The organism is Leptospira harrisiae (assembly GCF_002811945.1).
In the GTDB taxonomy this organism is placed as follows: Bacteria; Spirochaetota; Leptospiria; order Leptospirales; family Leptospiraceae; genus Leptospira_A; species Leptospira_A harrisiae.
Window position 1 is genome coordinate 427,736 of sequence record NZ_NPDX01000001.1, and the last position, 26,442, is coordinate 454,177.

The 26,442-nt window shown below is 37.8% G+C and carries 28 protein-coding genes and 2 tRNA genes; 17 read left to right on the forward strand and 13 right to left on the reverse strand.

Going from position 1 to position 26,442, the window contains the following annotated elements; genetic code table 11:
• Window positions 1-22: 22 nt before the first annotated feature.
• Window positions 23-1,021, reverse strand: coding sequence for an SPL family radical SAM protein (locus CH364_RS02030; RefSeq protein WP_100741957.1), 999 nt, complete (start codon window positions 1,019-1,021; stop codon window positions 23-25).
• The gene (locus tag CH364_RS02035; RefSeq protein WP_100741958.1) at window positions 1,014-1,880 is read right to left on the reverse strand and encodes a phosphorylase; all 867 of its coding nucleotides are present in this window, start codon (window positions 1,878-1,880) and stop codon (window positions 1,014-1,016) included. The genes CH364_RS02030 and CH364_RS02035 overlap by 8 nt, the downstream gene beginning before the upstream one ends.
• Before the next feature lie 9 nt (window positions 1,881-1,889).
• Between CH364_RS02035 and CH364_RS02040 the strand changes: the two genes are divergently transcribed.
• The 5 genes from CH364_RS02040 to CH364_RS02060 are packed head-to-tail and all read left to right on the forward strand — an operon-like array spanning window position 1,890 to window position 7,349.
• Window positions 1,890-2,450 carry a glutathione peroxidase gene (locus tag CH364_RS02040; protein WP_423790147.1) on the forward strand — a complete coding sequence of 187 codons (561 nt, stop codon included), beginning with the start codon at window positions 1,890-1,892 and terminating at the stop codon, window positions 2,448-2,450.
• Window positions 2,434-3,306, forward strand: coding sequence for a ChaN family lipoprotein (locus tag CH364_RS02045; RefSeq protein ID WP_100741960.1), 873 nt, complete (start codon window positions 2,434-2,436; stop codon window positions 3,304-3,306). Before CH364_RS02040 ends, CH364_RS02045 begins: the two co-directional genes overlap by 17 nt.
• Window positions 3,307-3,321: 15 nt before the next feature.
• Window positions 3,322-5,919, forward strand: coding sequence for a transglycosylase domain-containing protein (locus CH364_RS02050; protein WP_100741961.1), 2,598 nt, complete (start codon window positions 3,322-3,324; stop codon window positions 5,917-5,919).
• Window positions 5,920-6,891, forward strand: coding sequence for a hypothetical protein (locus CH364_RS02055; protein WP_100741962.1), 972 nt, complete (start codon window positions 5,920-5,922; stop codon window positions 6,889-6,891). It begins immediately after the preceding gene.
• Window positions 6,888-7,349, forward strand: a complete 462-nt coding sequence (locus CH364_RS02060) for a hypothetical protein (RefSeq protein ID WP_100741963.1) — start codon at window positions 6,888-6,890, stop codon at window positions 7,347-7,349. Before CH364_RS02055 ends, CH364_RS02060 begins: the two co-directional genes overlap by 4 nt.
• A gap of 9 nt (window positions 7,350-7,358) precedes the next feature.
• Here the strand turns inward: CH364_RS02060 and CH364_RS02065 are convergent, their stop codons facing one another.
• From CH364_RS02065 to CH364_RS02075, 3 genes are all read right to left on the reverse strand, one after another.
• Window positions 7,359-7,763, reverse strand: a complete 405-nt coding sequence (locus tag CH364_RS02065) for a DUF4345 domain-containing protein (protein WP_100741964.1) — start codon at window positions 7,761-7,763, stop codon at window positions 7,359-7,361.
• Between the two features lie 320 nt (window positions 7,764-8,083).
• Window positions 8,084-8,165: transfer RNA gene (locus CH364_RS02070), tRNA-Tyr, on the reverse strand.
• A gap of 12 nt (window positions 8,166-8,177) precedes the next feature.
• Window positions 8,178-8,252, reverse strand: a tRNA-Thr gene (locus tag CH364_RS02075).
• Window positions 8,253-8,336: 84 nt separating this feature from the next.
• Between CH364_RS02075 and CH364_RS02080 the strand changes: the two genes are divergently transcribed.
• Genes CH364_RS02080 through CH364_RS02095 form a run of 4 tightly spaced genes read left to right on the forward strand, consistent with a single transcriptional unit; the run spans window position 8,337 to window position 11,447 of the window.
• Window positions 8,337-8,726 (forward strand): hypothetical protein, encoded by a 390-nt coding sequence (locus tag CH364_RS02080; RefSeq protein ID WP_100741965.1) that lies wholly within the window; start codon window positions 8,337-8,339, stop codon window positions 8,724-8,726.
• A gap of 9 nt (window positions 8,727-8,735) precedes the next feature.
• Window positions 8,736-9,548, forward strand: a complete 813-nt coding sequence (locus CH364_RS02085) for a transketolase (protein WP_100741966.1) — start codon at window positions 8,736-8,738, stop codon at window positions 9,546-9,548.
• 48 nt (window positions 9,549-9,596) lie between these two features.
• Window positions 9,597-10,490, forward strand: a complete 894-nt coding sequence (locus CH364_RS02090; protein WP_100741967.1) for a transglutaminase-like domain-containing protein — start codon at window positions 9,597-9,599, stop codon at window positions 10,488-10,490.
• Between the two features lie 3 nt (window positions 10,491-10,493).
• The gene (locus CH364_RS02095; RefSeq protein ID WP_100741968.1) at window positions 10,494-11,447 is read left to right on the forward strand and encodes a polyprenyl synthetase family protein; all 954 of its coding nucleotides are present in this window, start codon (window positions 10,494-10,496) and stop codon (window positions 11,445-11,447) included.
• On the opposite strand, the gene CH364_RS02100 is transcribed toward CH364_RS02095, so the two are convergent.
• Both CH364_RS02100 and CH364_RS02105 read right to left on the reverse strand, forming a co-directional pair.
• The gene (locus CH364_RS02100; protein WP_100741969.1) at window positions 11,444-13,648 is read right to left on the reverse strand and encodes an ATP-binding protein; all 2,205 of its coding nucleotides are present in this window, start codon (window positions 13,646-13,648) and stop codon (window positions 11,444-11,446) included. The genes CH364_RS02095 and CH364_RS02100 overlap by 4 nt on opposite strands.
• Before the next feature lie 24 nt (window positions 13,649-13,672).
• Window positions 13,673-14,374 carry an LIC10920 family plasminogen-binding lipoprotein gene (locus tag CH364_RS02105; RefSeq protein ID WP_100741970.1) on the reverse strand — a complete coding sequence of 234 codons (702 nt, stop codon included), beginning with the start codon at window positions 14,372-14,374 and terminating at the stop codon, window positions 13,673-13,675.
• Window positions 14,375-14,462: 88 nt separating this feature from the next.
• Between CH364_RS02105 and CH364_RS02110 the strand changes: the two genes are divergently transcribed.
• From CH364_RS02110 to CH364_RS02125, 4 genes are read left to right on the forward strand one after another with little or no spacing between them, the layout of a single operon-like run.
• On the forward strand, window positions 14,463-16,271 hold the full coding sequence (locus CH364_RS02110; RefSeq protein WP_100741971.1) for a chloride channel protein: 1,809 nt from the start codon (window positions 14,463-14,465) through the stop codon (window positions 16,269-16,271).
• Between the two features lie 17 nt (window positions 16,272-16,288).
• Window positions 16,289-16,858 (forward strand): ATP-dependent zinc protease family protein, encoded by a 570-nt coding sequence (locus CH364_RS02115; RefSeq protein WP_243401203.1) that lies wholly within the window; start codon window positions 16,289-16,291, stop codon window positions 16,856-16,858.
• Between the two features lies 1 nt (window position 16,859).
• Complete coding sequence (locus CH364_RS02120; protein ID WP_100741973.1) at window positions 16,860-18,446, forward strand: 7TM domain-containing protein; 1,587 nt, start codon at window positions 16,860-16,862, stop codon at window positions 18,444-18,446.
• A complete protein-coding gene (locus CH364_RS02125) occupies window positions 18,443-19,393 on the forward strand; it encodes an alpha-L-glutamate ligase-like protein (RefSeq protein WP_100741974.1) in 951 nt (316 codons plus the stop codon). The genes CH364_RS02120 and CH364_RS02125 overlap by 4 nt, the downstream gene beginning before the upstream one ends.
• 15 nt (window positions 19,394-19,408) lie before the next feature.
• On the opposite strand, the gene CH364_RS02130 is transcribed toward CH364_RS02125, so the two are convergent.
• Complete coding sequence (locus CH364_RS02130; protein ID WP_100741975.1) at window positions 19,409-19,921, reverse strand: DUF6580 family putative transport protein; 513 nt, start codon at window positions 19,919-19,921, stop codon at window positions 19,409-19,411.
• Window positions 19,922-20,004: 83 nt separating this feature from the next.
• On the opposite strand from CH364_RS02130, the gene mazG reads away from it, so the two are divergent.
• Window positions 20,005-20,868, forward strand: coding sequence for a nucleoside triphosphate pyrophosphohydrolase (gene mazG / locus CH364_RS02135; RefSeq protein ID WP_100741976.1), 864 nt, complete (start codon window positions 20,005-20,007; stop codon window positions 20,866-20,868).
• A 57-nt stretch (window positions 20,869-20,925) separates the two neighbouring features.
• A complete protein-coding gene (locus tag CH364_RS02140; protein WP_100741977.1) occupies window positions 20,926-21,339 on the forward strand; it encodes an LIC_13241 domain-containing protein in 414 nt (137 codons plus the stop codon).
• A 69-nt stretch (window positions 21,340-21,408) separates the two neighbouring features.
• On the opposite strand, the gene lpxD is transcribed toward CH364_RS02140, so the two are convergent.
• The 4 genes from lpxD to CH364_RS02160 form a co-directional block, all read right to left on the reverse strand.
• Window positions 21,409-22,467: a UDP-3-O-(3-hydroxymyristoyl)glucosamine N-acyltransferase gene (gene lpxD, locus CH364_RS02145; RefSeq protein WP_100741978.1), complete on the reverse strand. Its 1,059-nt coding sequence runs from the start codon at window positions 22,465-22,467 to the stop codon at window positions 21,409-21,411.
• Window positions 22,468-22,558: 91 nt separating this feature from the next.
• Window positions 22,559-22,996, reverse strand: coding sequence for a DoxX family protein (locus CH364_RS02150; protein WP_100741979.1), 438 nt, complete (start codon window positions 22,994-22,996; stop codon window positions 22,559-22,561).
• A 79-nt stretch (window positions 22,997-23,075) separates the two neighbouring features.
• Complete coding sequence (locus CH364_RS02155) at window positions 23,076-23,717, reverse strand: RibD family protein (protein WP_100741980.1); 642 nt, start codon at window positions 23,715-23,717, stop codon at window positions 23,076-23,078.
• Complete coding sequence (locus CH364_RS02160) at window positions 23,714-23,953, reverse strand: (2Fe-2S)-binding protein (RefSeq protein WP_322113120.1); 240 nt, start codon at window positions 23,951-23,953, stop codon at window positions 23,714-23,716. The genes CH364_RS02155 and CH364_RS02160 overlap by 4 nt, the downstream gene beginning before the upstream one ends.
• A 69-nt stretch (window positions 23,954-24,022) precedes the next feature.
• Between CH364_RS02160 and CH364_RS02165 the strand changes: the two genes are divergently transcribed.
• Together CH364_RS02165 and CH364_RS02170 are read left to right on the forward strand one after the other, a co-directional pair.
• Window positions 24,023-25,378: an MFS transporter gene (locus CH364_RS02165; protein ID WP_207762201.1), complete on the forward strand. Its 1,356-nt coding sequence runs from the start codon at window positions 24,023-24,025 to the stop codon at window positions 25,376-25,378.
• Window positions 25,375-25,602, forward strand: a complete 228-nt coding sequence (locus CH364_RS02170; RefSeq protein WP_002978805.1) for a hypothetical protein — start codon at window positions 25,375-25,377, stop codon at window positions 25,600-25,602. Before CH364_RS02165 ends, CH364_RS02170 begins: the two co-directional genes overlap by 4 nt.
• Here CH364_RS02170 and CH364_RS02175 read toward each other — a convergent pair.
• Window positions 25,599-26,408 (reverse strand): LIC13212 family protein, encoded by an 810-nt coding sequence (locus CH364_RS02175; protein ID WP_100741982.1) that lies wholly within the window; start codon window positions 26,406-26,408, stop codon window positions 25,599-25,601. The genes CH364_RS02170 and CH364_RS02175 overlap by 4 nt on opposite strands.
• Window positions 26,409-26,442: the final 34 nt, after the last annotated feature.

Below are 26,442 nucleotides of genomic sequence, written 5' to 3' on the forward strand. Positions count from 1 at the left end.
GACGGAAAAGAAAAGGAAAAATTCAAGTATAACTTACTTTTATTTGTGAAGGAGAAACATATTGGCTGAGTGTCGATGACATAAGTTCTAAAATTTCTTCTGTTTCTGCATTTGAGTAAGAAACAATTTTATCTTTTTTTTCAAAAGCATGAAATAAAATGGAAGAACCCTTTCTTACATCCATCATTCGCTTTAGAAAATCAATATTCATTCTAAATCCACCAATACTAATGTCAACAAGGCCATCTATCTTTAGTTCTTTCCCTAATGTATCGGCTAACGATTGGTAATGGGTTTTCCAATCAGGAACTCTTAAGATTGGATCAATACAAATCCGAACTTTCCAACCATCTTGGATGGCATGGTTGATTGCTTTGATTCTTGCGTGGAGTGGAGGAGTTCCATGTTCAATGGTTTCAATGATGGCTTGTGGGCTGATGGTCCAAGCCAAAATAACATTGGGATTGTGAGAAAAATTGGCAATTTGACCGTAGTTAGTCGACTTCGTTCGAATTTCTAAACTTAAATTTGGTTCGGATTTGGCAAATTCCAACCATGCCTTGGTAGCTGGGAAAAAAGATTCCAATGCCAAAAGGTCTGTATCATAAGACAATGCTAAATACAAAGATTGGTTCTTTTCTATAAAGTCCTTTGTGGCTTCAAAAAAATCTTCCCAATTTACAAATAACACAAGATTGGCGGAAGGAAACATGCCCTGTAAGTAACAATACTCACAGTCATAAATACAGTTGAGAGCAATTGTATTATAATAAAAGTGCGGATGAGAGAAGTTAGGTGAAAAATCGCTGCCTTTATATAAAAAATGATCTTTTTTTTCTGCTAAAATTAATTTAGGTGTTTCTTTTTGAATCCGAAAGTTTTGGGAATTTCGATTGAAACTATCTTTGTAATGTCTGATGGGAACAGGGACTGCATTTGGAAATCGTTTGAGTATTTCCTTTGTTCTCCAGTGATCACGAACGCCCTCTTCAATATAAATATGAGAAAATGCTTTAAACATGTAGAGATTCTCTCCATAAATCAAAATATTCTTTGAGGTCTGATTTGGATTTTAAATGGATTTTAAGAGACTCCTCTGGAAAGGGGAGAATTGCATTTGGATTTCTTAATCGGAAAAACCGAATGGATTTTTTTAAATCATGTTTCATTGTTTCAGTTAGGCGGAGATTATGAATAAAAGATTCAACCAGGGGCCAATCTGATGTTTCTATTGGATCGGCAATTATCCAAGGGAGAGGAGAAATCCATTCATCATAAAGTATATCCATAGTTTTCTCCATCATGGACTCTACCATTTCTGGTTTACAAAAGTTTCCTTCCAGATGATCCGATACAAGTTTTCCAAGCGAAATGTTTTCTATTGGAAAATATAGAGATGTTGCTTCGAAAAAACCAGACCCTTCCATATCGATTAGTTGGATTCCATCTAACTCGTCTTTGGTGAGAAATAAAAAACGATCAGAATTTTTGTATTTGGAAATGGGTCTGTCAAATGTGGTAAGAGTTGTTTCCTTTGTGAATTTTGATTTTTGGATCCTATCCGGATAAAAATCTCTTTTTGTGGCTGCATCTGTGATTTTATGGATCCAGAAAAAATCACCTAACAAAAATTCTGTATTCGTTGAACCACCGATTCCTAGATTCCAGATTTTCATTTGGTTCCGTTCTTGTTTGGAAAGGATATGGGCAAATTCAGAAACGGCCAAAGCCATCGAAAGTTTACCAGTGCCCGAAATAATGATATATTGATTTTCTTTTTGGAAGATTCGAAATTTTCCGGAATGGGAAATTGGTTTCGCTTCTAGTTTTGTGAGCCAAGGTTTGGCTTCAGAAAGAACAGCGAAAAACAATGCAGGCATAGTCTAAACTTGAAACAGGGGGGTTCCATGCAAAGAAAAGTTTTGTTTGCTATTTTTCTCTTTATCGGTTTCCATATCTATGCTGGAGGAAAAAAGATGTCATTCCACGATTTTAAATCTGTATCCATCCAAGGAAAGGAAGTTTCTCTTTCCGATTATAAAGGACATCCCGTCCTAGTTGTCAATGTAGCATCTAAATGTGGTTATACGCCGCAATACGATGGCCTCGAAAAAATTCACCAATCTTATAAAGACAAAGGATTAAAGGTTATTGGTTTCCCTTCGAATGATTTTGGGGGCCAGGAACCAGGCACTGAATCTCAGATTGCTGAGTTTTGTAAACTCAACTTTGGAGTCAGTTTTGACCTAATGAAAAAAACAAAAGTGTTGGGGAATGATAAAGATCCCATTTATCAATTTTTAACTGAAAATGCCAAAGATAAAGGTGACGTGAAGTGGAATTTTGAAAAATTCCTGATCGATAAAAATGGGAAAGTTGTGGGAAGATTTCCATCCGGAACAAAACCTGAATCTGCCGAGTTAAAACAAGCAATTGAAAACCTTCTTTAATCGATTTGTTTGTTTTCTATTTTTTTGTTTCTTTAGTTTTGGAATTTCTGCCGAAGAAATAAGTTCGTCCGTACAAATCGTACGGACATCCACAGCAGATGTTGTATCCATCGCTGATATTGTAAAAGAATCTTCCAAATACAATGTCATTGTTTTTGGCGAAGACCATGACAACCAGGACCTTCACCGTTTTTATGAAACCCTGTTTAAAGAAATAACTTCCGTAGAATCCGCTTCCCTGTCATTGGAAATGTTGGAACAAGATGGACAAAATACTGTGAACGAGTTTTTAAAAGGAACGATTACCGAATCCCATTTTTTATCCTCAATCACACATTGGAAATCGTTCAAAACCGATTACTTTCCTTTAGTTTTGATTGCAAAAGAAAAAAAATGCAATGTTGTTGCAGCCAATCCTCCCAGACGATATGTGAATTTAATTTCGAGAAAAGGTCTGCTGGCTTACCAAGAGTTTTCTGACATAGCAATTCAATACCTTCCGCCTGCTTATACTTTAGAAAAATATTTAACTGAGGATTACAAACAACGGTTAACGGCTCTATTTTCAAGTGGACATGGTGTAGGCCAGGGTTCAGGAACTCCTTATTTGATTTTGGGCCAATCAACCTGGGACCAAGGGATGGCGGAATCAATTTCTCGTGAATTTTATAAAACGGGAAAGAAAGTAATCCACTTAAATGGTCGTTTTCATTCTGATAGAAGCGGTGGTGTGGTACATCGGCTCCGAGAAATGGGCCTTTCTGTACTTGTAATCTCCGGGTTTGTCAAAGATCGAGAAGAAAGCCGGGATTTTGTGAAAATCGCTGATTTTGTAATTTTAACAAACGTCCGATAGGAATAGGGAGAACCTATGTCGGCACCTTCTCCCAAATATCTTTGTCCTCATTGCCAAAAAGCATCTCGATTGCCAGAACCAATCCCTAGAGAGGGCAAATTCCAGCTAACATGTGCTCACTGTAGTGAAAAAGTAATTTTGAGTTTTTCGGATTATCGATTTGAAATTTTACAAGTGGTTCCCAAAGAATCAGTAGTTTCTGATGCAGCCCAGTCGTTTCAGCCGTTTAAAATTCCAACGGAATCCATTGAAAAACCAAATTTCAGTAAAGAAAAATTGGAATCTAAATCCAAACCTTTTTGGGAGAGAAAGGTTGTATTTGAAAGAGAACCGGAAGTTCGTGCCTACAAACCAAAACCACTGAAACAACGACTTAGCGGTGTTAACAGAGGACGGGGCAAGTCTCAAAGATTCTCTTTTGTGAAACTTGCATTTACAATCACTTCCATTTGTCTTTTTTTGTTTATCCTGGGTTTTTCCTACTTTGTTGCAGGAGTGTTAACCACAAAAAAAGAAGTGCCATTGTATTTGGAATCGTTATCTAAAAACATTCCTACAAAAATTTTGGATCGTAATGGACAAATGGTGAGTGAAATTTTTCAAAAAAGAACTTCCACCTTACATTTGCAAGACTATCCAGAAGATATGATCTCTATTCTTTTGAATATAGAAGATCAAAAGTTCTTTTTTCACGGTGGAATTGATTATTCTGCAATTCTCAGGGCGTTTTTTAAAAATATTGTTAACCTAAGTTATAAACAAGGTGCCTCCACGATCACACAACAGTTAGCAAGGATCATTTTGGATGACCGTCGCAAAAGTTTAAATCGTAAATGGCGGGAAGCACAACTTGCATTTGCCTTAGAGTCAGTACTCACCAAAGAACAGATTTTGGAAACCTATATGAATCATGTTTATTTGGGGCATGGGGCTTTTGGATTTGGAGAAGGAATTAAATTCTTTTTCCAAAAAAATCCGATGGAGTTAAGTAAAGAAGAAATGGTGCTTCTCGCATCTCTTCCTTCTGCACCAAACAAATACTCGCCACTAAAAAATCCTGAAGATTCTTATACTCGTGTCAGAGCAATTTTGCAGATGTTTCGCAATCGTGGAATTTATCCCAATTTGGATCGAGATAAGTTTGTTAGCTTTTACCATAATCTTTCCACTCGGTCTCCAAATGAAACTGTATTTGGTTCTAGACAAGACATTGCACCCTATGTAACTGAACATGTTCGAGGAATTCTTTCTTCCTTAGAAGGCGACAAAAATATTTACGAAAGTGGTGGATACACAGTGGAAACAACTTTGGACAGAGGTGCCCAAGAGCTCATTGGTCCAATCGTTCGAGAATATTTAACAAAATCGAGAAAGTCTGGGAAAATTCAAAAAAAACGAGTTCGATTGAAACCGGAATCTCCTTTAGATTTAGCATTTCGACAAAAGATGGAAGAGGTAACCATTTTAAATGAATTAGTTTGGAATACTGATAGTTTGGATTCTGAAAAAGATACGAGTGCTGTTCAAGCTGCCATTGTTGGAATTCAACCAAACACAGGTCAGGTGTTATTTTTACATGGTGGTGAAGAATTTAACTCACAAAACCAATTCAACCGTGCCACTCAAATGCGTAGGCAAACTGGAAGTTCCATCAAAGCAGTATTATATGCATCTGCCATTGATGCTGGTGTCATTCAATCTGGTACAAGAATTTTGGATGCACCTTTGTATTATCGTGGTGGTGGTGGAAAAGAATGGGCTCCTGAAAATTTGGGCGGAAGTTTTGATGGAGAAATTTCTTTACGCACAGCCCTAGTAAAATCAAAAAACACAGCCGCTGTACAAGTCGCAGAACGATTGGGTAGTGCAGGCATTGAACGTTATTTTACAAAATATTTTTTTCCAAACGATGCAGAAAAGAAAAATCGATATAGAGGTGATTTGTCTCTGGCTCTTGGAACCCTAGAGATTTCTCCATTGGAGATGGCATCCGCCTTTACTGGTTTTGTCAACCAAGGCACAGTCAAACGTCCTTACCTCATCCAAAGGATAAAAAATTCGAAAGGTGTTGTTTTGTATGAAGTGGGCACTACCGATGAGTTTAAATTAAAACTACCACCTGAGCGCCAAGTGATTCGTCCAGACACTGCAGAAGTGATGGTATCTTTGTTACGAGATAGTGGTCGCGCCAGTGGAGTCAGAAACGGCGGTTATGCGGGTGACTTAATTGGTAAAACAGGAACCACAAATGATTATAAAGATGCTTGGTTTGTAGGTGCAAGACCAGACTTAGCTTTGGCCGTTTGGATTGGTTATGACAATCCAAAATTTGGAATGGGACCAAGTGGGCTTGGTGGTGCTGTGGCTGCACCCCTTTGGGGAGAAATTGTTTCTTCTATAGATAAAAAAAATATAATTCCTAAAATTCAGTTCAGCCAACCTGTATATGCGAAATCGTATAAAATTTGTTCGCTGACAGGAAAACAAGCAGGTACTAATTGTCCTGTGACAAACGAATTGTATCTTTCCGATTATCCTCCGGATGGAGTTTGTACAGAGGATCATAAATCAGTGCATTCAGAGAACAAAGATTTAATGAAAGGACTGTATTAGATGAAAATCCTTCGTGTCACTTACGTTTATTTCATATTTGTTTTGTATTTAGTTGGAGTTACAAACACTCTCGTTGCCAATTCTTTTTATGAAGAAGGGTATGAGATGGAACAAGTAAATACACTTTTTGCGATCCCTTTGTATGAAAAAGCTCTAACGCAAAAACCATCTGGTAAATTACAAAAGGCTGTGGTATCTAGGCTTTTCTTTTTGTATAAAAAACATGGAAAGTTGTTAGATGCATTGTTTTTAGGAAGTAAGTACCCATCACTAATCCCATCCAAAGAAAGAGGTTGGATTTGGACTAACTTATCAGAAATATATAAACCCATTGGTTTTTCTGAACTTTCGGCAACTTACGTACATGCAGCCAAAGCCACAGCCGATAAATTTACAGAATTATCCGATTTTTTGAAAACTTCCAACTCACAAAAGTTATATGAATTTGCTTCGATCATACTTTTGAAACGCAAACAATACAAGGTAATTTTATCAATTTACTCTGAGAACCAGGCGATGGCAAAAACCCCTTTGTTTATTGGAATTTCTGAATTTAAAATTGGAGCCGATTCAGGTAAGGAATTTTTGAAAACCATTTTGGGAGAATCTGAAACAGAAAGATCTGACCAAGAAAAATCGGATGTATTGTATTTGATGGGTGTGTATTACCGCCAAACGGCAGAATATGATTTGTCAGCAAGATACTTTCGGATGAGTGGAAGTTTTGGATCCAAACCTAGAGCAGATTTAGAAACCACGAAATCTCTAGTTTTAAAAGGAAATGCGAAGGAGATATGTAATACATTTAAATTTGTTTCTTCTTCTAATGATGAAATCGAAACTCTTTTGCATTTTTATTGTTCTCCTAATCCAAACAATACGTGGAAACAATTCGAACCGAGCATTCGCATTTTAGCCGAAAGAGATGGGAATGAATTTTTAACCTTACTCTTTCCTGGGACAAACCAATGAAAATTAAATCTCATTCCATTGTCTTCGTTCTTAATTTTATTTTATTCTTCGTTTATCCTGTGTTTTCTAATTTTTTAGTTACACCGGAACAAACTTTACGATTGGAACTTGTCGGATCTTCCAGGGACCAAATTCGTTTTTGCAAACAAAAACCAACCCAAGTTTTTGGTCGTAATCTTATAGCACCTTCAATGGCCTGCCAATTTTTACAAGAGTCGGAAATGAGTTTGGACCAGTTCTTTACAGAAGAATTAACAGAGACCGAAGAAACTCAGTGGGCCTTCTATGATGGGGCGGGCAAACAATTGTTTCCAATTGTATCCTGGGACGGACAAGAACCTTTGTATTTGGTATCCATTGTCCGTTCCAAACGTGGCCAGTTCGGAGTGCAGTTGCAGAGAAAAAAAGATGGGGCCTATTTTTTCTATAGAACCAAGATTCAGAACTGGTTGATCTAAAGTTTTAGATTACTTTGTAGTTAGTTCTTTTTGTCTCAAGAACTGTAAGATCCAAATGACTATCGGCAAACATAATTCTATAGCTACATAGGCATAGAGTCTGGATTCTGTCGGAAGTCCAACAGTAATCATGGAAATCACTCGACCTATACCAGATAAAAATATGGCAGCACCCATAATATAAACAAGATCACTTTGTTTACGAATGGTAATCGCCATCCATAAAGCGATAAGACTGGCACCTAGAAGGATCCCTGCCAAATAACGATATACATTGTCTGCATAAGGGGTTACGGCCGTCCCATCAGGAAATACGAGGGAGACACCTCGTATCAAATTGGTAATTCCACCGGAAAGCCCAATCAGAAACACAAGGACAAATAGGATCTGTAAGATTCTTTCTTTTTTGTTCATTTGAACCGTTTATTGCATTTTCTGATTCATAGAACAATCATTAAATAGTTGGTCCGCAGACAATACGGTTCTATTCGGATCCTTCGGTTTGTTGTTAGTTGGAGATTTTGTTTGTGGTTAAAGGACTTCTTAGTTTGGGCAGGGAAGGTTCGCCCACCCTTCGCTCCGCCATCCTGGCTACGCTCGCTCGGGCCCGTCGTCGATCTTTTCCGCATCGTGCGGAAACTGCTCCCTATGGGTCGCAGACGATCTCCTCTATTCGAATCCTTCAATTGGTTGTTAGTTGGAGATTTTGTTTGTGGTTAAGGGACTTCTTTGTCTGGGCAGGGAAGGATTCGAACCTTCGAAGGTAAAACCAGCAGATTTACAGTCTGCCCTCGTTGGCCACTTGAGTACCTACCCGAAGAAGTTGCATGGAGCCGCCTGAGGGATTTGAACCTCCGACCGGCTGTTTACAAAACAGCTGCTCTACCACTGAGCTAAGGCGGCATGCATATCCAATTTTTGTGAAAAGCTGTTAAGGTCAAATAAAAATTCTTTGAGTGGAAATGGTTTCTTTCAGAATGACAGGAGATGGCACTGTTTTGGGTCAATTCTCTGATGACTATTTCCATAATTGGATTTTATTTGGGGTATTTTTTTCGAAAGAGAGACCAAAAACGACATAGGTTGTTCAATTCGCTTGGAATTTTGGCAAATCTTACTGCAGCTGTTTATCTTTTGAGTATGAAATATCTGTTAGGTGGCGTAACCATCCACCATATTTATCCAACGGCACCAGAAATGATCATTCACATCCACAGGTTTTTTGCAGCTATTGCCCTCGTTCTTATGTTATGTATGGGATATTTGGGGTGGAAAAGAAAACGGAACTTACATGTAAAATTGCATTACATCTTTTTGCCATTGTACACGATTGTTTATATCTCCGGTCTGTTTTTATTTCAATCAAAACCGCTTTAAGGAATGTTCATGGAAAAAATTGAAGTCGCTAAGAAATTTGCAAAAGATATCCGAATCCAAGTCATCAAAATGGTGACTGCTGCCAACTCTGGTCACCCAGGCGGTCCACTTGGTCTTGCTGATATCTATGCTGCACTCTATACTTCTATTTTAAACCATGATCCAAAAAATCCAGAATGGCCAGAAAGAGACCGACTCATTCTTTCAAACGGCCACGTTTGTGCCGTACGTTATGCATCTATGGGGCTTTCTGGTTATTTCCCTGTAGAGGATCTACTTACATTTCGTAATATCAATTCATATCTGCAAGGACACCCTTCCACTCGTTATATGAAGGGAATCGAATCAAGTTCTGGTTCCCTTGGACAAGGTCTTTCAGTATCAGTGGGACTTGCTCTAGGTGCAAAATTAAAAAAAGAGACATATAAAATTTATACATGTATTTCTGACGGTGAATGTGGAGAAGGAATGACTTGGGAAGCAGCACAATCTGCTGTTCACTTCAAAACAGACAATCTAATTGCTTTTATGGATCGTAACTACATCCAAATTGATGGTAATACAGAAGAAGTAATGAAGTTAGAACCATTAGATAAAAAGTTTGAAATGTTTGGTTGGAACGTAATCAATGCAGACGGACATAATATGGAAGAGATTTTTGCTGCATTTGCAAAGGCAAAACAACATACTGGTGGACCAACTCTCATTGTGTTTAGAACTATTTTAGGAAAAGGTGTTTCTTATATGGAAAACAATCCTAAATGGCATGGAACTCCTCCGAACAAAGAACAAGAAGCACAAGCTCTTGCGGAATTAGTATAAACTTTCAGATTCGATTGACATTTTTGTTTTTATATAGATAGTTTTTCTATGGGACAAACTTCCTTTCCTGATTTTTATCCGGATGATATCACTCGTTTATTGTATGATTGGGAAATTGCACCGCCTGAGAAAAAACGTTTTTTATTAAAACTCATTGCATCGCGTGTTCCTTGGCAGATTCAAGTAGAGTCTGCTTTGGAAGAAGTTAAAGATCCTTACCTTCGAGTACAAGCTCGTAGTTTAAAATCAGAAATCACTCGCCATAGACTTCGTCATTCTTTCTTCAAACTCACGTTACGTGGGAATACAAATCATTATAAAGATTTAGAAGAGATGTGTGTCCAACTTTCTAGTATAGGTTTCCCTGACCAAAACTATGCAGAGATCAAACATGAATTAGATCGTATAGCTCTTCGAGTTTCCGAATTGTACGATGATCATTCAGGATATTTGACAGATGAATTAAAAGTACAAATCCTTTGCCAAGTTTTATTCCAAGAAGAAGGATTTGTTGGGAATATCCAGAACTATAATGATCCAGGAAATTCTTATTTATTCCAAGTGATCAAAAGCAAATTGGGGATTCCAATTTCTCTCTCCGTGGTATATTTGTTAGTTGGTCAGAGATTGGGGTTGCCACTTTATGGAACTAATTTGCCACTTCATTTTCTTTTACAATACGAATCGGAAGGTTATTTTACTTATATTGATCCATTTCATGGTGGAGTGTTATTAGATAAGTTCACTTGTGAAAAATTTTTAGAAGCAAATGGATATTCCAATTCTCCTAAGTATTTCACAAAAGCATCAACATTATCGATGATCAAACGTATGTGCCGAAATCTTATCCATATTTACCGCGACAATCAAACGAAAGAAATGGAAAATACCATTAAGGATCACCTGCAGATTCTAGAAAGCCGATCCACTCATGTGGAATAACGAATGAAATCGAATCTTCGTATCCAATCTATATTAGCTAAGTTTGATAAAAATTTAGATGGAATCATCAAAGAAGATATTCCCGTTCTTAAAAAAATTAAAAAACATGTCATCACTTCTGGTGGAAAACGGATTCGTCCCTTTTCACATTATCTATTTTGTCAGTTTTTAAATGTAAAAGATACAAGTTGGCTTGATGTAGGAAGTGTAGCTGAGCTCATTCACGCAGCAAGTTTACTTCACGATGACGTCGTTGACAATGCGCCCATTCGTCGAGGGAAACCAACGATTGGTACATTGTTTGGAAACAAAACTGCCATTCTTGCTGGCGACTACTTGTTAGCCTGTGGAATCAGTCGACTCAACTCAATTGGTAATCCCGAGCTAATGGAAATATTTTCCCAAGTGTTAAAGGATCTTTCTGTGAGTGAACTTTTGCAAATGGAATGGGAAAAAAATCCGAAGATCACTTTGAAAGTTTATGATTCCATTATTTATGGGAAAACTGCTTCTTTATTTGGAGTTTGTACTGAATCCGCAGCCATTCTTGCTGGTAAGTCAAAAAAAGAAAGGGCAACTATCCGTGATTTTGGTGTTAGACTTGGAAAACTTTTTCAAAAGAAAGATGATTGTTTAGATTATTTTACAGATTCTAACGTGAGTGGAAAAGAATTTCTAAAAGATTTTAAAAATGGACTTTATACTTATCCGATTCTTGTTTTGAGAGAAAGTTTGAATCTCTTAGAAAAAAGAAAGTTGGAATCTGTTTTTAAAAAAGAAGAAAGGACTACTGCCGACGAAACTTATGTTCTTGGACTCATGGAATCGAAAAAGATTTCTGAAAAGCTTCACAAAGAGTTAAGTGCGGAAAAAAAATACCTTCTCAGTTTTTTGAATCAATTTTCAAATAGCGCAGAACGCCAGTTATTTGTTGAACAATTGGATCGCCTGACTTAAGTTTCTTCTACAAACGGTTCATTCGGATCGATGAATTCGATCACAGGCAACAAAACCGAAAAACAAGTTCTACCCGGTTCGGATTCAATATAAATGTTCCCTTTGTGTTTTTCTATAATAGACTTTGTGATTCCAAGCCCCATCCCAGTTCCTTCTCCATGGTTTTTGGTAGTAAAGAATGGATCAAAAATTTTGTTTTGAATCTCCAATGGAACTCCTGGGCCATTGTCAACAACCTTGATCTCTACCTTGTTTCCTTTTTGTTCAGTAGTAATCATTAGATTTCCTTTTTGGTCCATGGCTTCTAATCCATTCAAAATCAAATTAGTCCATACTCGAATGAGATCTTCGGGCCAACCAAGAATGGTGGCATCAGTCAAAAATGTTTTTTTTAAAGAAACTTTTCCTCTCATTTTGTATTGGTAAATGGTAAGTACTGTTTCTATATTTTCAAGGAGAGTAAAAATTCTTCTTTCTTCGACCTTTGTGACTCGGGAAAAGTTTTTAAGTGCCAAAATGATTTTGGAAGATCGATCCACTGCAATTTGAATGATGGATAAGTGAAGTTTAAAATTTTTTTCTTCTAAGATGAGATGAGAGAGTTTGTCTTGGCCTAATTTAAGTAAATTTATTTCTTCATCATACAACTTTGTAATCCCTACATCCAAAAATCTTTCCAGAATGGCATCTTCAAATTCCAATCCATTCTCCTTAAAAATCTGCTTCAGGTTTGCTTTTTTATCTTTTCTTTCAGTATAACTTGCAACAAGTCCAAAGTCAGATTGAAAACTTAATAGTTGTTTCATCGTTTTGATTTCTTGCGGTGTGAGAGATGAATAAATGTTTTCTTTTGATCCTAAATTTTTGATTTCATTGTTTTTTGATTCTATTAATGTTTCGATGGATGCTTTGATTGCACTTAATGGATTATTGATTTCGTGTGCAACCCCTGCGACAAGTTTCCCCAATTCGGACATTTTTTCTGAAAACACAAGTTTACTTTCGGTATGACTGATTTGGAGTAAGGCCTTCTCTAGTTCTTCTTTTTGTTTTTGGATTTCTTTTGTGCGTTCCAAAACCATTGATTCAAGTTCTGCGTTTTCCTTGGTGACTGATTCTTCTTTTTTGATTCGGGTTTGGATTTGAAACTTTGAAATAGCAATTGTAAAAATTGTCATTTGGAGAGCTGCTCCAATTTCGTTAGCAGAACTTAAAAAAGGATAAGATGGCAAAATACCCAAATTTGTAAAAATAAGAAGGCTTGTGCTAACTTGCCGAACAAAAAATGCGTAAAACAGCGCATTTGCATTTTCTTTCTTTTTGATTAAGCTATAGATCGCATAACCAAATGTAAGCGATGTTAAAATCAAATTATTTGAATATATAAATCGAAAATAGAGTTGTAAGTCTATAAAAACAACCAAAATGGACGCCAACATAAAAATTGCATAGGATACAAAATATTTATCTGCATTTGGATATTTTTCTTTTATCTTCAAAAACTCTCTTAAAAAAATGACAAGGCCAAATGGAGTGAGTGAAATGAGACCTGGAATGTATCGATAAAACCATTCATAGTTACTGGCACCATATTCATATAGTAGTCCCGATCTTAAGGTATTGGTAAAAAGAATCGAAAGAGTAGCAAATGTAAGTAACAAATATACTTTTTCTCTTAACAAGACAAACTGCATTGCAGATAAAAGACATACTAAAATACAAAGTCCTAAATGAAATCCCTGCCATAAGGAAATGGATTTGGTATATTGTAACAAATTTGCTTCGCTACGAATTTGAAAATTGATTCGGTGAGGATCATCAGAATGGATTCTAAATCGGTAAGTTCCTTTTTCTTTTGCAGGTAATACAAACCCACCTGTAAACAATACATCCGGATTTTTTTTTCGTAGCAAACCGGTTTGTAATTCTGAAACCAATCGACCTTCTTGAAAAAACCATACATCCAATTCCGAAATCATTCCATTTTCAAAATGAAAATATTGCGGAGTATTTTTTTCGATTTGGATTTGGTAATAGTGGTCGTCTTTCGTAAAACCGAAATAAAAGTGATGGTTGTAATCTTTAGGCGAAAGTTCGGAAAGTTTTGTTTGGGGATTTGTTCCTAAATGCCAAAGACCAGGATTCCCTTCCGCCCAAAGCGAGAGAGGAAGGAAACAAAGGCAAAAAAGAAATCGATACAATCGTTAAAGTCTGTTTTGTTATGTTTATTGTGGAACGATGTTTGGTGCATTACATTTGATGGTTCCGCGAATGATCACGGCCTTTGCATCTGTGCTTGTATTTTGCACCAAACAAGTCTTATTGTCCGATGTAAAACATTGCGTTGTGGATGTTCCTGATGTACAATTAACACTATCTAATGTATTACAAGAGTTTAGTATGGAAGTGGAAGCCGCAGTGGAGCTGTACGTTCCATTTAGTGTGATTTCTAAGTTAAAGAAAGAAATCTGTTGGGCACTTTGGAGTGCAGTGTCAATATTGATCCCTTGGTTAAACCATTCAACAGTACCTTGTGTCCCTTGGACAGTTTTGCCGAAAGCACCACCAGCAAGAACAAAGCCTTGTTGTGGATCAATTTTTCCTTGGATTTGTGTGCTGTCATAAGTAAAACGAAGGTTTAGTGTTTCCTTTGTTTTGAAGACGAGCTGAGAAATAACGGTAAAACGTGTGTTGTTCGTAGTAGAGGTTGATCCTGTGGTTCCGGTAGTGGTTCCTGTAGTAGTAGTGGATGTTGCTGGAGTGGCTTGTCCGCAACTAGTCGTGATATCGCTATCCACTTCCCCTAAAAAGTAGAGGCCAGGCTCTCCATCGGCAAGCATCGACAATTCTGCTTTGTTTTCGTTTTTTAGACCGCATGCGGCAAAAACGGAGGAAAATACCAAAAGGATAACAATCGATCGAAACATACCATCCAATCGTCACAGGAATTCATTCCCTGGTCAAGAGGATTCAGAATTTCCTTGGGAAATTTAGGCGAAAATACAATCTTGCCCTATGGGGTCAAATTTCGGTCTAAAAGACGTGTTTTCCATCCAGGGACCGCGATCGATTTATGTCTATTCGCTGCTCATCGGTCTGCTTTCTGGTTTTGGTGCTTATGGATTCAACTGGGTCTTAACTTGGACGGAATCGTTTACCTTTGGAAGTTTGATGGGTTACGATCCAGGGATTCCAGCTGGTGATTTGCATTTCCATTCCATTGGAGCTGTGGGCCCAATTTCTCCTCTTTGGGTTGTTTTTTTACCTGCCATCGGTGGTCTTCTTGTTGGAATCATCACAAGTTTTTTCTGTCCTGAAGCCCAAGGTGGTGGAACTGATTCCCTAATCTATGCATTCCATTTCAATGAAGGAAAAATCCAAACCAAGGTTCCATTTTATAAAGCAGTAGCCACCATACTTACGTTAGGTTCTGGTGGGTCTGGAGGAAAAGAAGGACCAACTGCACAAATTGGAGCAGGGTTTGGTTCTAGTTTGGCTGGATTTTTAGGCGCCGGTGCCAGAGCGCGAAGGACTTTGATGTTGGCCGGAACTGCTGGTGGACTTGGTGCCATTTTTCGTGCACCTCTCGGTGGAGCCATTACTGCAGTTGAGATGGTTTACCAAGAAGATATCGAAAGTGATTCTCTTGTTCCATGTATTTTATCTTCCGTTACCGCTTATTTGACTTATACAAGCATTGCAGGGAGTGGTTCAATATTTTCTGTACAAGAGTATAGCCTTAACGATTACAGACACATTCCTTTATATATTTTACTTGGGCTTCTTTGTTATGCTGTTGGTTATTTTTTTGTAAAAGTATATCATTTTGTACAAGATATCTTTTCAAAACTCCCATTGCCAAACTTCTTAAAACCAGCGTTTGGCGGATTGATTGTGGGATGTATTGCATTGTTATTTCCAGAAGTATTGGGTTCTGGGTTTGGACTCATCCAAAGGATGATCAATGGTGAAGTATTAGAGTCTACGAGTTTTGCTTTTTCTGGACCATTTTTTCTTTTGGCTGTAGCTTTGTTTAAAGTTTTTTCTACATCACTCACTGTTGGTTCCGGCAGTTCAGGAGGATTGCTTGGTCCTTCTTTCGCCATAGGTGGTATGTTAGGTGCATTTGTTGGATCGATGGCTCAAGTTGTATTTCCAGAATTAGGTATTGTCATTTTTCCTTTTCTTTTGGTGGGTATGGGATCTTTTTTTGCTGGTGTGGCAAGGGCTCCCATTGCGGGAATGATAATGGTTTGTGATATGATTGGAAGTTATGAACTTTTACCACCCCTGATGATTGTATCAGTGATCGCGGTGGTTTTATCACATAAATTTTCTATTTATCGAAATCAAATTAAAAACAGATTTTTGTCTCCATCTCATCATTGGGATATGAATCAGGATATTATGGATCGGATTCGAATTACGGATCATTTTTCTGAATTTAGAAAGTATGCAATGGTTTCCGAAAATCTTTCTTTGACAGAATTACAATCCAATGCACCAGGTATCCAAGCCAGTGATTTTATTCTTATCGGAGCGGGAGAAGAATACAGAGGAATTGTCTCACTCCGAAAAAATAGAATCCTTCCAGAATTTGAAGCTGATTTAAAAAACTTGATTACTTGCGGAGAAATTGTGCAAGATGTTCCATCTGTTTGCACAAATGATACTTTAGGAAAAGCTCTACGTATTCTCTTAGAATATGATGTCGACAAACTTGCGATTGTTGAAGATGGTAAATGTTTGGGTTATTTGCGTTACATTGATTTATTCAATGCTTATCAAAATGAAGTGAAAAATAAGCAGCGTAAGTCAGTATGAGTTTTTCAAGTCATTTTATGAAAGTTCAATCCTTATTCATTTGTCAAATTGTTAGTCGTTTTTTATTGATCCTATTGTTTGGATCAATGACGTTTGTTGCCAATTGTTTTGGATCCAAACAAATCATTGAAAAAAAACCGGATTCCCATATCAAACCAATAGTCATTCCACCACAATATTTAAAACCAATTGTAGGCCGAGTGGAATGGGTAGAATTTCCCAATTGGAAACTCAAACTGAGGGCAAGAATTGACACGGGTGCAAAATCCTGTTCGATCCATGCGGTTAATATAGAAAAGATCACTGAAAATGGGGAAGAATTTGTAGTCTTTGAAACCTTTGTGGATGAAAAACCAGTAAAACTGAAAAGTCGATTTGTAAAAGAAGCAAAAGTTTCTAGCACTTCTGGGATTTCTGAAAAACGAATTATGATTCGTGAAGTTATGAAGATGGGTAAAATTAAAGAAGATGTCATCATCAATTTAAATGATAGAACCAATCTGAATTACCCTATTCTGATTGGGCGAAATTTTCTTATGGGAAAATTCCTTGTTGATGTATCCTTGTCACACGCGTTAGGGGATTAGTTTGGATCGTAAAACTTTTATAACTGTATCGATTTTGATTATTTTACCAATCATTTCGATTCTTTATAAATTGAATGTTGCAGACCTTTCCCTTTTGCCTGTGGAAGTTGATGACACTGTCAATTTGCAAGTTGTGATTCTTCCGAAAGAAAATGTTGCCGTATCAGAAGTAACTTTTCCTGTCCCCAAACAATTCATCCAAGCAAGAGTTTTAAAATCTAATACGAAAGTAGAGGATTTAGATTTTCGGATGCAAAAAAGACAATATGGACATTTGGGAATTTGGGAAGGAGAAGATTGGAATTCATCGATTGGTTATTATGCAAAGATAAAAATTTTACCATACGCACATTCTCATCCAGAACCAGAAATTATTTCTGAAAATAAAAAACAACCAACCAAAGAGCCATATTACCTTTCTTTAAAAAACTTTTCGCCTGAAGAAATTCGTTTAGCAAAAAAATTATTTGAACAAATCCATCCTTATGACAAGGACAATGTTGCGGCAGCCAAACAAATTTATTATTTTATTTCAGAAGAAGTTATCAATACCACAAAAGAAATTACGCTTGCAGATACGATCCGGTTGAATAATGGAAATGCCTATACGCAGGCTATTTTATTTTCCTTACTTTGTCGTATGAAAGGAATCCAGGCTAGAACAGTTGCCGGTTTTGATTTGTCCAAACAAAACACAAAGGACAATAAAACCAAACTTAGTTTTTGGAATGAAATTCGAATTCATGGAAAATGGTATTTTGTATCAACATATAAAAACATATTCGCAGGAAATGTGAATGGATACCTTCCACTTTGGAAATCTGTAGAAGAGAAAAGATCACTTGGAGAGGAGCCAGCTACATTTCGTTATACTGCCTATATTACGAAATCAAATGTAAATCGATATAACTTTAAAGAATATAGTGAGGAAGTTGCATCAAGTAATCGGTTTTTACGATATTATTCTTTGTATAGTTTGCCAACACCGTTACAGAATTTGTTTCGTTTGGTGATATTGATTCCCATTGGTGCTTTAGTCTTATCTGTAGCTAGGAATATGATTGGGATTCCTACTTTTGGAATTTTTACACCAATACTTCTCGCAATGTTTTTTTATGAAACAAATCTCCTGTTTGGAATATGTTTTTTTCTTTTGATGATTGGGCTTGGTTTTTTCGAAAGGTATGCTTTGGATAAATACTATTTATTAGCTGTACCAAGACTTTCGATTTTACTCACAATTACCGTAATTACTTTAATATTGTTTTCGGTACTTAATGAGGAGATTTCGTTTTTTAATCAAATGAGTGTGACATTATTTCCAATTGTCATCACAACAATTTTTGTCGAACGATTCTCGATAATGATCATTGAAGAAGGAATTTTGAACACTTTTGTGACTTTAGCTGGAACTCTACTCATTGCACTCATCAGTTATATGATTTTCTTTTTTGGTTCCTTACAAATTCTCTTTTTTACTCATCCCGAATTATTGTTTATAGTCATTGCCATCCAAATTCTTCTTGGGCAATACAAAGGGTATCGAGTTTCAGAGCTCTTTCGGTTTAAGGAAATTTTTAAACCATGATTTCTCTTTTCAAAAAATTTGATGAAGAGGGAATTCTCGGAATCAATCGAAGGATTGGCGAATACATTTTACCTTTCAATCCAAGAGAATATTATCCCTTAGTGGATGATAAATGGAAAACGGCTGAACTAGCTAGGCAGTTTCATGTTCCTATGCCTCACCATTATGGAGTTGTCGATGCATTTGGTGGAATTCGCGACACTCGCGAACTTATCCAGAATCAACCAGGATTTGTGGTGAAACCAGCGAACGGCGGTATGGGGAATGGAATCCTTGTAATTACTGGTGATTCGGAGTCTCCTAATGGACCTACGCTTTATCACAAAGTAGATGGAAAAAAAATTACAGAAAAAGAATTACAACATCATATCTCAGGAATTTTATCGGGATTGTATTCTTTAGATGGAAACTCCGATTCTTGTATTTTACAAGAGAGGTTGGAATGCCATTCCTTCTTTCGTGAGATTTCCTTTCGTGGGATTCCTGACATTCGTGTGATTGTATTTTTGGGTTATCCTGTAATGGCTATGTTACGTTTGCCCACTAAGGAATCGGGTGGAAGGGCAAATCTCCATCAGGGCGCACTTGGTGTGGGAGTAGATTTACAAACAGGAATCCTTACCCATTCAGTTTGTAATGACAAAATAATCCATCTTCATCCAGACACAAAACAAGAGTTAAGCGGAAGGAAGATTCCTCATTGGGAAACTATTTTGGAAATGGCATCTCGGTGTTACGATATGTCCGGACTTGGATATTTGGGTGTGGATATTGTCCTGGATGAATTAAGAGGGCCATTGCTTTTGGAAATGAATGCAAGGCCAGGACTTGGAATCCAAATTGCGAATCGGATGGGATTACGAGATCGTTTGCAGCTAGTGGAGAGAATCAAGAATTCGGCGGATGGTCCTAAGACAAGAGTCCACCGAATGTTTCAAGAGTTGTAAATAGAGGCTTAAACTTTAAGCGTTTTGTTTTGTCGTAACAAATACAGTGCGATTGAGAAAGGCCATCGATCCAAATAGGATTCCTGAATAAACTAAATCACCAACAATAGAGTTTTGGAAAAAAGGAATGGCGAGTGTAAAACAAGTCACAAGACCAGAAACATCTAAAGTATACATCCCACTTGTTGCCCAAACCGCAAGGTTAGTGAGCACAAAGAAAACAATCGATCCAACCACAGTAAACCCAAAGGATTTTGTAAGCGAACTTCCGATTTGTTTTCCAAAGAGTACTGCGAGAATCATAAATCCATATACCACTGGCATTAGGTCATGAAACCCGATGAAATAATCAGAAACAAACATTGCCAAAATAGGAACTAAAAGAGCAATTCGTCTGTCTGCCAAATAAGCACCCGAAAACAAAGAAACGGCCAAAATGGGCGTAAAATTCGGTGGGTGAGGTAGGATACGGCTGATGACAGTAGCGATCACCATAAGGATGGCAACGGAGACACGAGATTGGAACATAGGGATAGACTCGTAAAGGGGGGGGGCTTTCGCAAGATAAAATTTCCGTTTGCTTCCCGCAAGGTTCGGGAAAAATACAATCAGTGAACCCTCCTAATTTTGATTCACCCTTGGAAAACTTACTGGCTCTGACAGCGGATCTACGCAGCCCTGATGGCTGTCCTTGGGATAAAGAACAGACCCACCTTTCCGTCATTCCGCACTTGCTCGAAGAAACCTACGAAGTCGTTGATACGATTGAAAGGGGAGACGACAACCACCTAAAAGAAGAATTAGGTGACTTACTGTTTCAGATTACCTTTCATAGCCAAATGGCAAAAGAAAGGGGAGCCTTCGGATTTCAGGACGTTGCCAACGATGTATTTCAAAAATTGGTTTTTCGCCACCCGCATGTTTACGGAGATACCGCAGGAATCCATTCGGGTGAGCAGGTTCTTACGCAGTGGGATCAGTTAAAACTAAAACAAAAGGAATCGAAAGGGAAAACCGATTCAGACAAAAGTATTCTTGCAGGGATTCCAAAAGCTCTTCCGGCCATCCAACGTTCCGAAAAAATCCAGAGTAAGGTTACGAAACAAGGATTTGATTGGCCAACAGTCTCTGGAGTATTTGAGAAATTCCAAGAAGAAATAGGGGAACTAGCTACAGAACTAAGAACCAAAGGTTCCCTAAATTTAAAAAAATTACCTTATGACGAACGCATCGAAGATGAGTTAGGTGATCTTTTCTTTTTACTCGTCAATTTATCTCGTAAACTCTCTATTGATCCTGAAACCTGCCTTCGTCGAGCGAACGAAAAATTTGAAACTCGGTTTCGTGTCGTGGAGGGTTTCATAGAAGAAACTGGGAAAACTTTAAAAGATTATTCTCTAGAGGAATTGGACCAGTTTTGGGACAAAGCGAAGTTAAGATTAAAAGAAGAAACAAACAAAAAAGAATCCAACTGATGGTTTAACAAATCATCTTTTAGAATAAAACTAGATCGGAAATATAAAAAACTAACTATGAACTCTCTCGACTTTAACGATTTGCCATTTTTAAAAGAAGAATCCCTTCGTGTGTTTCATTGGTTACTAAATGAATTCCCAAAAATCGAAATTCCGAATAGTCCAACTTTAAATGAAAAGGACAACCAATCCAATGAACCCATTGAGTTCCCAATTCGTTGGACTATAGAACAATTTGGTCAAAGATTTGAATGGGTGGTTTCGGATATGGGATCCGTAACACTTAGGTTAGGTGGATTGGAAGGGAACCGAAGGAATCCGGCTCCCATTTTTTATTTAAGTCTCAGAAAATCAAAAGAGGGAAAGTTCCATTGGACAGATCCAGAAGGAAATCCAGTTCCTTTCCCAGATTCATCCATTCTTGTGGAAATCCAAAACCGAGTTCATTTGTATATTGATTCGGTTTCTTAAATGGAAGAATGAAAGGCCAAAAGATTGATGAAAGTATGTATTTCGAAAATCTTTCTTTAGGGAATTTAATTAAGATTCCTTAGCTTCGATTCCTACTTTCTTTTCAATGTTTTCAATTCGTTTGAGCCATTTGTTTAGGTTCACAATGTTTTTGATGTTTACTCGATACTTTTGAAATTCAGGGAAGGTAAGACCCAAGTCCCAACCCACATAAACATCTTTCGTTTTTGGGGATGTACGAAGGCTTGATCCACCAGCAATGATGGTTCCATCTACAAGCGTTAAGTGGTCACTGATCGCACACGCACCACCGATGATTACATGATTTCCGAGTGTCACACTGCCTGCAAGACCGGATTGACCAGCGATAATCACATGATCTCCTACTTTACAGTTGTGAGCAATGTGAACCATATTATCAAATTTACATCCGTTTCCAATCGTTGTGTCTGTTAAAGCGCCACGGTCGATGGTACAGTTACTTCCAACTTCTACATCGTCACCAATCACAACCCGACCTACTTGTGGGATTTTGTTGTGTTTGCCATCAGCAAAAACAAATCCAAATCCATCTCCACCAAAACTAGAATTTCCAAATACAATGAATCGTTTTCCTACAATGGTATCATCAAAGAAGACACAGTTTTTTCCAATCCTTGCACCATCTCCAATATGAACATTGTCTCCAATTTTGACTCCATCTTCGATGATGCAGTCATTTCCTATGATTGAGTTTTTTCCTATGGTTACAAAATGTCCGATATCGGTATTTGTTCCTATTTTTGCAGTAGGATCGATGGCAACTTGCGCACTATGTTTTCCTGTGGGTTGTTTTTCCGGAAAAAAGTGGCGAATGATTTTTGCAGTCGCTAGTTCCACTTTAGGAACAATGATTAAAGCTTTTTCTGTTAACGAATCAACAATATCAGAAGATACAATGAGTACGAGAGCTTTGGAGGTTTTGGCATCATTGACAAATGTTTTGGAAGCTACAAAAGAAATATCGTTTGTAGTAGCTAAAGAAAGAGAACTGAGTCCAGTAAAAGAAACAGAAAGAATCTTATCTGTATTTTGAAACTTTGCTTCTGGGAGTAATGACTGGAGAGTAGATAGATTGAGTTGGTTCATCTCCGATTCCTTATCGTTGGTTTAAGACAAGGAATCAGAGAGGTCAAAGTTTGGCTAACACTATTAGATAGTCTTAGTCACGATTTTTCTATTATCCTTCGATTTTATGAGCAAAGATATCATCTAAAGAGAACGAACCAGCGCCTTTGATGATTAATGGAAGAGCAATGCCTACAGCAAGAATGTGGTATTCGTAACCATAACCGTTATTGTTTACAAAGAAACCATTTGGCAAGTGAACGAGCACTGCTGCCACAACCATAGTTACAGCAATTCCAAACGCTGCAACGCGAGTGAAGAGTCCAAGGATAAGACCAATCGCTCCAAAAAATTCTGCAATGATAGCGAGAAGACCAAAGAAGTAAGGGATCCCTAAACTTGAGAAAAATCCCATCGTTCCTTCGAATCCGTATCCACCGAATGCACCTAAAACTTTTTGAGCTCCGTGTGGGAAAATGGCGATACCAAGTACGACACGAAGAATCGTGAGTGTGATGTCTTTGTTTGTTGCGAGTAGTTTATAAAACATATAACCTCTTATTGCTAAATAGTTTAATATCGAACTATTTGATGATGACCAAACCCGTCAATCCAAATTTTAAAAAATTTTAAGGTTTTTCATAAACGAGGAAGATTTCGTTTCCCTTGGCAAAATGGTCTTTGAGTGTCCAACGGTTCTGGTCAAATCCTGGAAGTTCGGAATTGCGGTCAGCGATCCCCGGGAGGCCAGTTTTACCGATCACGAAGGGTACAATGGTCAAATAAATTCGGTCCACAAGGTCTGCTTCCAAAAAGGAAAAATTGAGTTTGGGGCCACCTTCCAAAATGACGTTTTTGTATCCTTTGCGTTTTAGAATCCCCGTTACTTTTTTAGGATCAATGTCATCGGAATCCAAAGCAAAGATTTCGGCTTTGTTCTCCAGGCTTGTTTTGATTTCTTTCAAGTTGGATTTGGTACAAATAATTAAAGGAATATGGTCAGATTCTTCAAAGACATGTTTGTCAGGAGGAAGAGTTCCTTTGCGGACCAAAATAACTGGTCTTGGATTTAAAGCATTGGGAACGGCACGAATTTTGACAATAGGGTTGTCGTTTAATATAGAGTTTTTACCTACAAGGATCGCATCTGATTGTGAACGGTAGACATCCATCTGGGTTTTGTCCTCACTGGATGTGAGACCATACCAACGACCATCCGGTCGAACGACCTTTCCGTCCAAGGTCATGGCCATATTAATCGAGAGTTTCATGAAATTTTCCTCCGGGAGAGATTCTGCAATTCGCGCTGGAGGATGTGGTAAACCTGCATGGAGCAGGTTCCGCAGCCGGTAGAGGCCCTTGTTGTTTCTCTGATTTGTTCCATGGTCACGGCACCCGCATGGATGGCACGGACTAATTCATCTTCTGTCACCATTCGACATAAACAAACCCGTTTGGGTCTCATGAGGGAATTTAAATCGAAAGGATCCATACCTGAACTATTCATTTGACAGATTTAGGAAAGGGAGGGAAACTCTTTAATTACTTTCAACCAAGGAAAATTCTAACACCCTCTATGTCCCAAGACAAAAACCCGGAAGCAAAAAAGAAAAAAAACCGCGAAATTTTTGGATGGTGTATGTTCGATTTTGCGAACTCCTCCTACACCACAGTCATTATTAGCGTTGTTTATTGTGAAATTTTCACAAGACTCGTCGTTCCAGCTGAAATTGGATCGGACAATCCGTACCGAATGGGGAATTCCCTTTGGGCCTGGGCACTTGCTGCGTCTTATTTATTTGTGGTAGCCACAGGACCCATTTTTGGGGCTATCACTGACTATAGTTCTAAGAAAAAACTGTTTTTATTCCTCAGTTACGTTGGTTGTGTTGTAGCCACTTTTTTACTCTATTACGTGGAACCGGGAATGGTTTGGTTAGGAATGGTGCTTGTTGCCTTTTCAAACTTTTTCTTTGCCTCTGGCGAAAACTTTGCCTCAAGTTTTTTACCCTTCCTTGGCTCCAAAGAGGACTTAGGTAAAATTTCAGGTTATGCTTGGGGGATTGGATACTTCGGTGGCATTGGATCTGTGGCTCTTGCGACCACTCTTGGCGATTACAGTTTTGAAAATTTCGAAAACTTAAAGTTAGTTGGTCCTTACACTGCAATTTTCTTTTTGATTGCGGCAATTCCTACCTTTCTTTTCTTAAAAGAACCTCACTTACCACTTGGTGTTTCGCACAATGTCAATTACTTCAAAATTGGAAAGGATAGGGTAGTCCAAACTCTAAAAGATGCAAGTAAATTCAAAGATTTAATGGTGTATTTGGTTTCTTTGTTTTTTACGATGGCCGCTCTTGCCATAGTCATTTCTTTTGCCTTTATTTATGGATCGCAAGAAATTCATATCGAAGCAGAACACAAACAAACTATGTTTATTTTTATCCAAATTTTTGCTGCGATTGGAGCCCTTGCTTTTGGCGTCATCCAAGACAGTATTGGTGCCAAAAAAACTTTCAACCTAACCCTCGTTCTTTGGCTCGTGACTTGTGCTTTAATTTATTTTGTGCATGATCTTACAAATTTTGCAAATGCAACATTTGGAAAAAATTGGACAGTGCAATGGGTATTTGTTTTTATCTCTTCTCTTGCAGGGATGGGACTTGGTTCTACCCAATCAGCATCAAGAGCTCTTGTTGGTATCTTTAGTCCCGAATCCAAATCAGGTGAATTTTTTGGAATGTGGGGACTTTCTGGAAAAATTGCTGCAGCGGCAGGATTATTTCTATTTGGATACATCCAAACACTCGTAACCCTTCGTAATGCTTTCCTCGTTGTGGCTTTCTTTTATTTTCTCTCGCTAATCATTAACCTTTTTGTGAATGAAGAAAGGGGAGTGGAAGCTGCAAATCGCTTCCAAGAAAAAACATGATTGTTGAAGACGAGGACGATTTCGAATTACACCAGAGCCAAAGAAATTTGGCTTTGGCAACTATCGACGAACTTATGTTAACAAAGATGGATCTTTTGGATGCAGAAAAAAAGGTACCTCGTTTTATTAACAACGCCCTATCTTATTTAAAGAGGAAGTATGTGACTGAGGAGCAAACGATTTCGCAACTCCTCATCAGTCGAAGAGAAAAGCAGCAGAACTAGTTTGTGTTGTAATCCAAAATTTTTGTAATCATTTGTTTTTGGTCTAACTCAATGTTACGTAGTTTGAATGCTGTTTGTTTGGAGATTTTACGTAACATCTTTTTGTAAGATCTCATGATATGTTTTTGTTTGTCATAAGGTAGTGGATCTTTTTCGTCATTGAGAACCATAGCAATATCTGGTTCCGCTGGTTGCACAGGATCATTTGGCCAAATGGTATCGGAAGTTAGGGATCTGTAGTATTCCAATCGAATATCAGAGTTTGTATCTAACTTTGCTTCTCCCTTTTCATCTTTTTCTGTACTTTCCGATCTTGGCGTAGGATTTACTAAACGTCTCATTTCTTTTACATGGATGGTTCCATCCGCGTTCACCCGACGAAAGGTTAAAATGATTTTATCTAAGTCGCTAAAATCCTCTTTGGGATAAATGTAAGCAATTCCATCGTATAAAAAAACTGTCGGATAATCAATGTAAGACTGCCCTTGCGGAAGTTTGATTTCCAAATATGGTTTTCCATCTTTGTCTTTTTTATAAAGTTCTTTGTGTTCTTCAGGTGTATGCGCCAAGTATTGGGCTGCTGTTTTATCTACGCCTAACTCTTGGAGCTTTTTTATTTTTTTCAGATTTCCAATGATATCTGAGTGAAGGGTGTCGATTTCGTTATCACCAAACCCGTTTTTTCTTTGTAGATCGATTTGTTTTTGGGTCTCACGTTCCTTCAAGGTAGCAGAAGCCGGTTTCTCAGCAGAAAGAGCTGAAATTCCAAGTAGGAAAGCGAGAGCGATGGAGAATCGTAGAATCATGACGTACCTCAGGGAATTCTGTCTTTTATAGTAT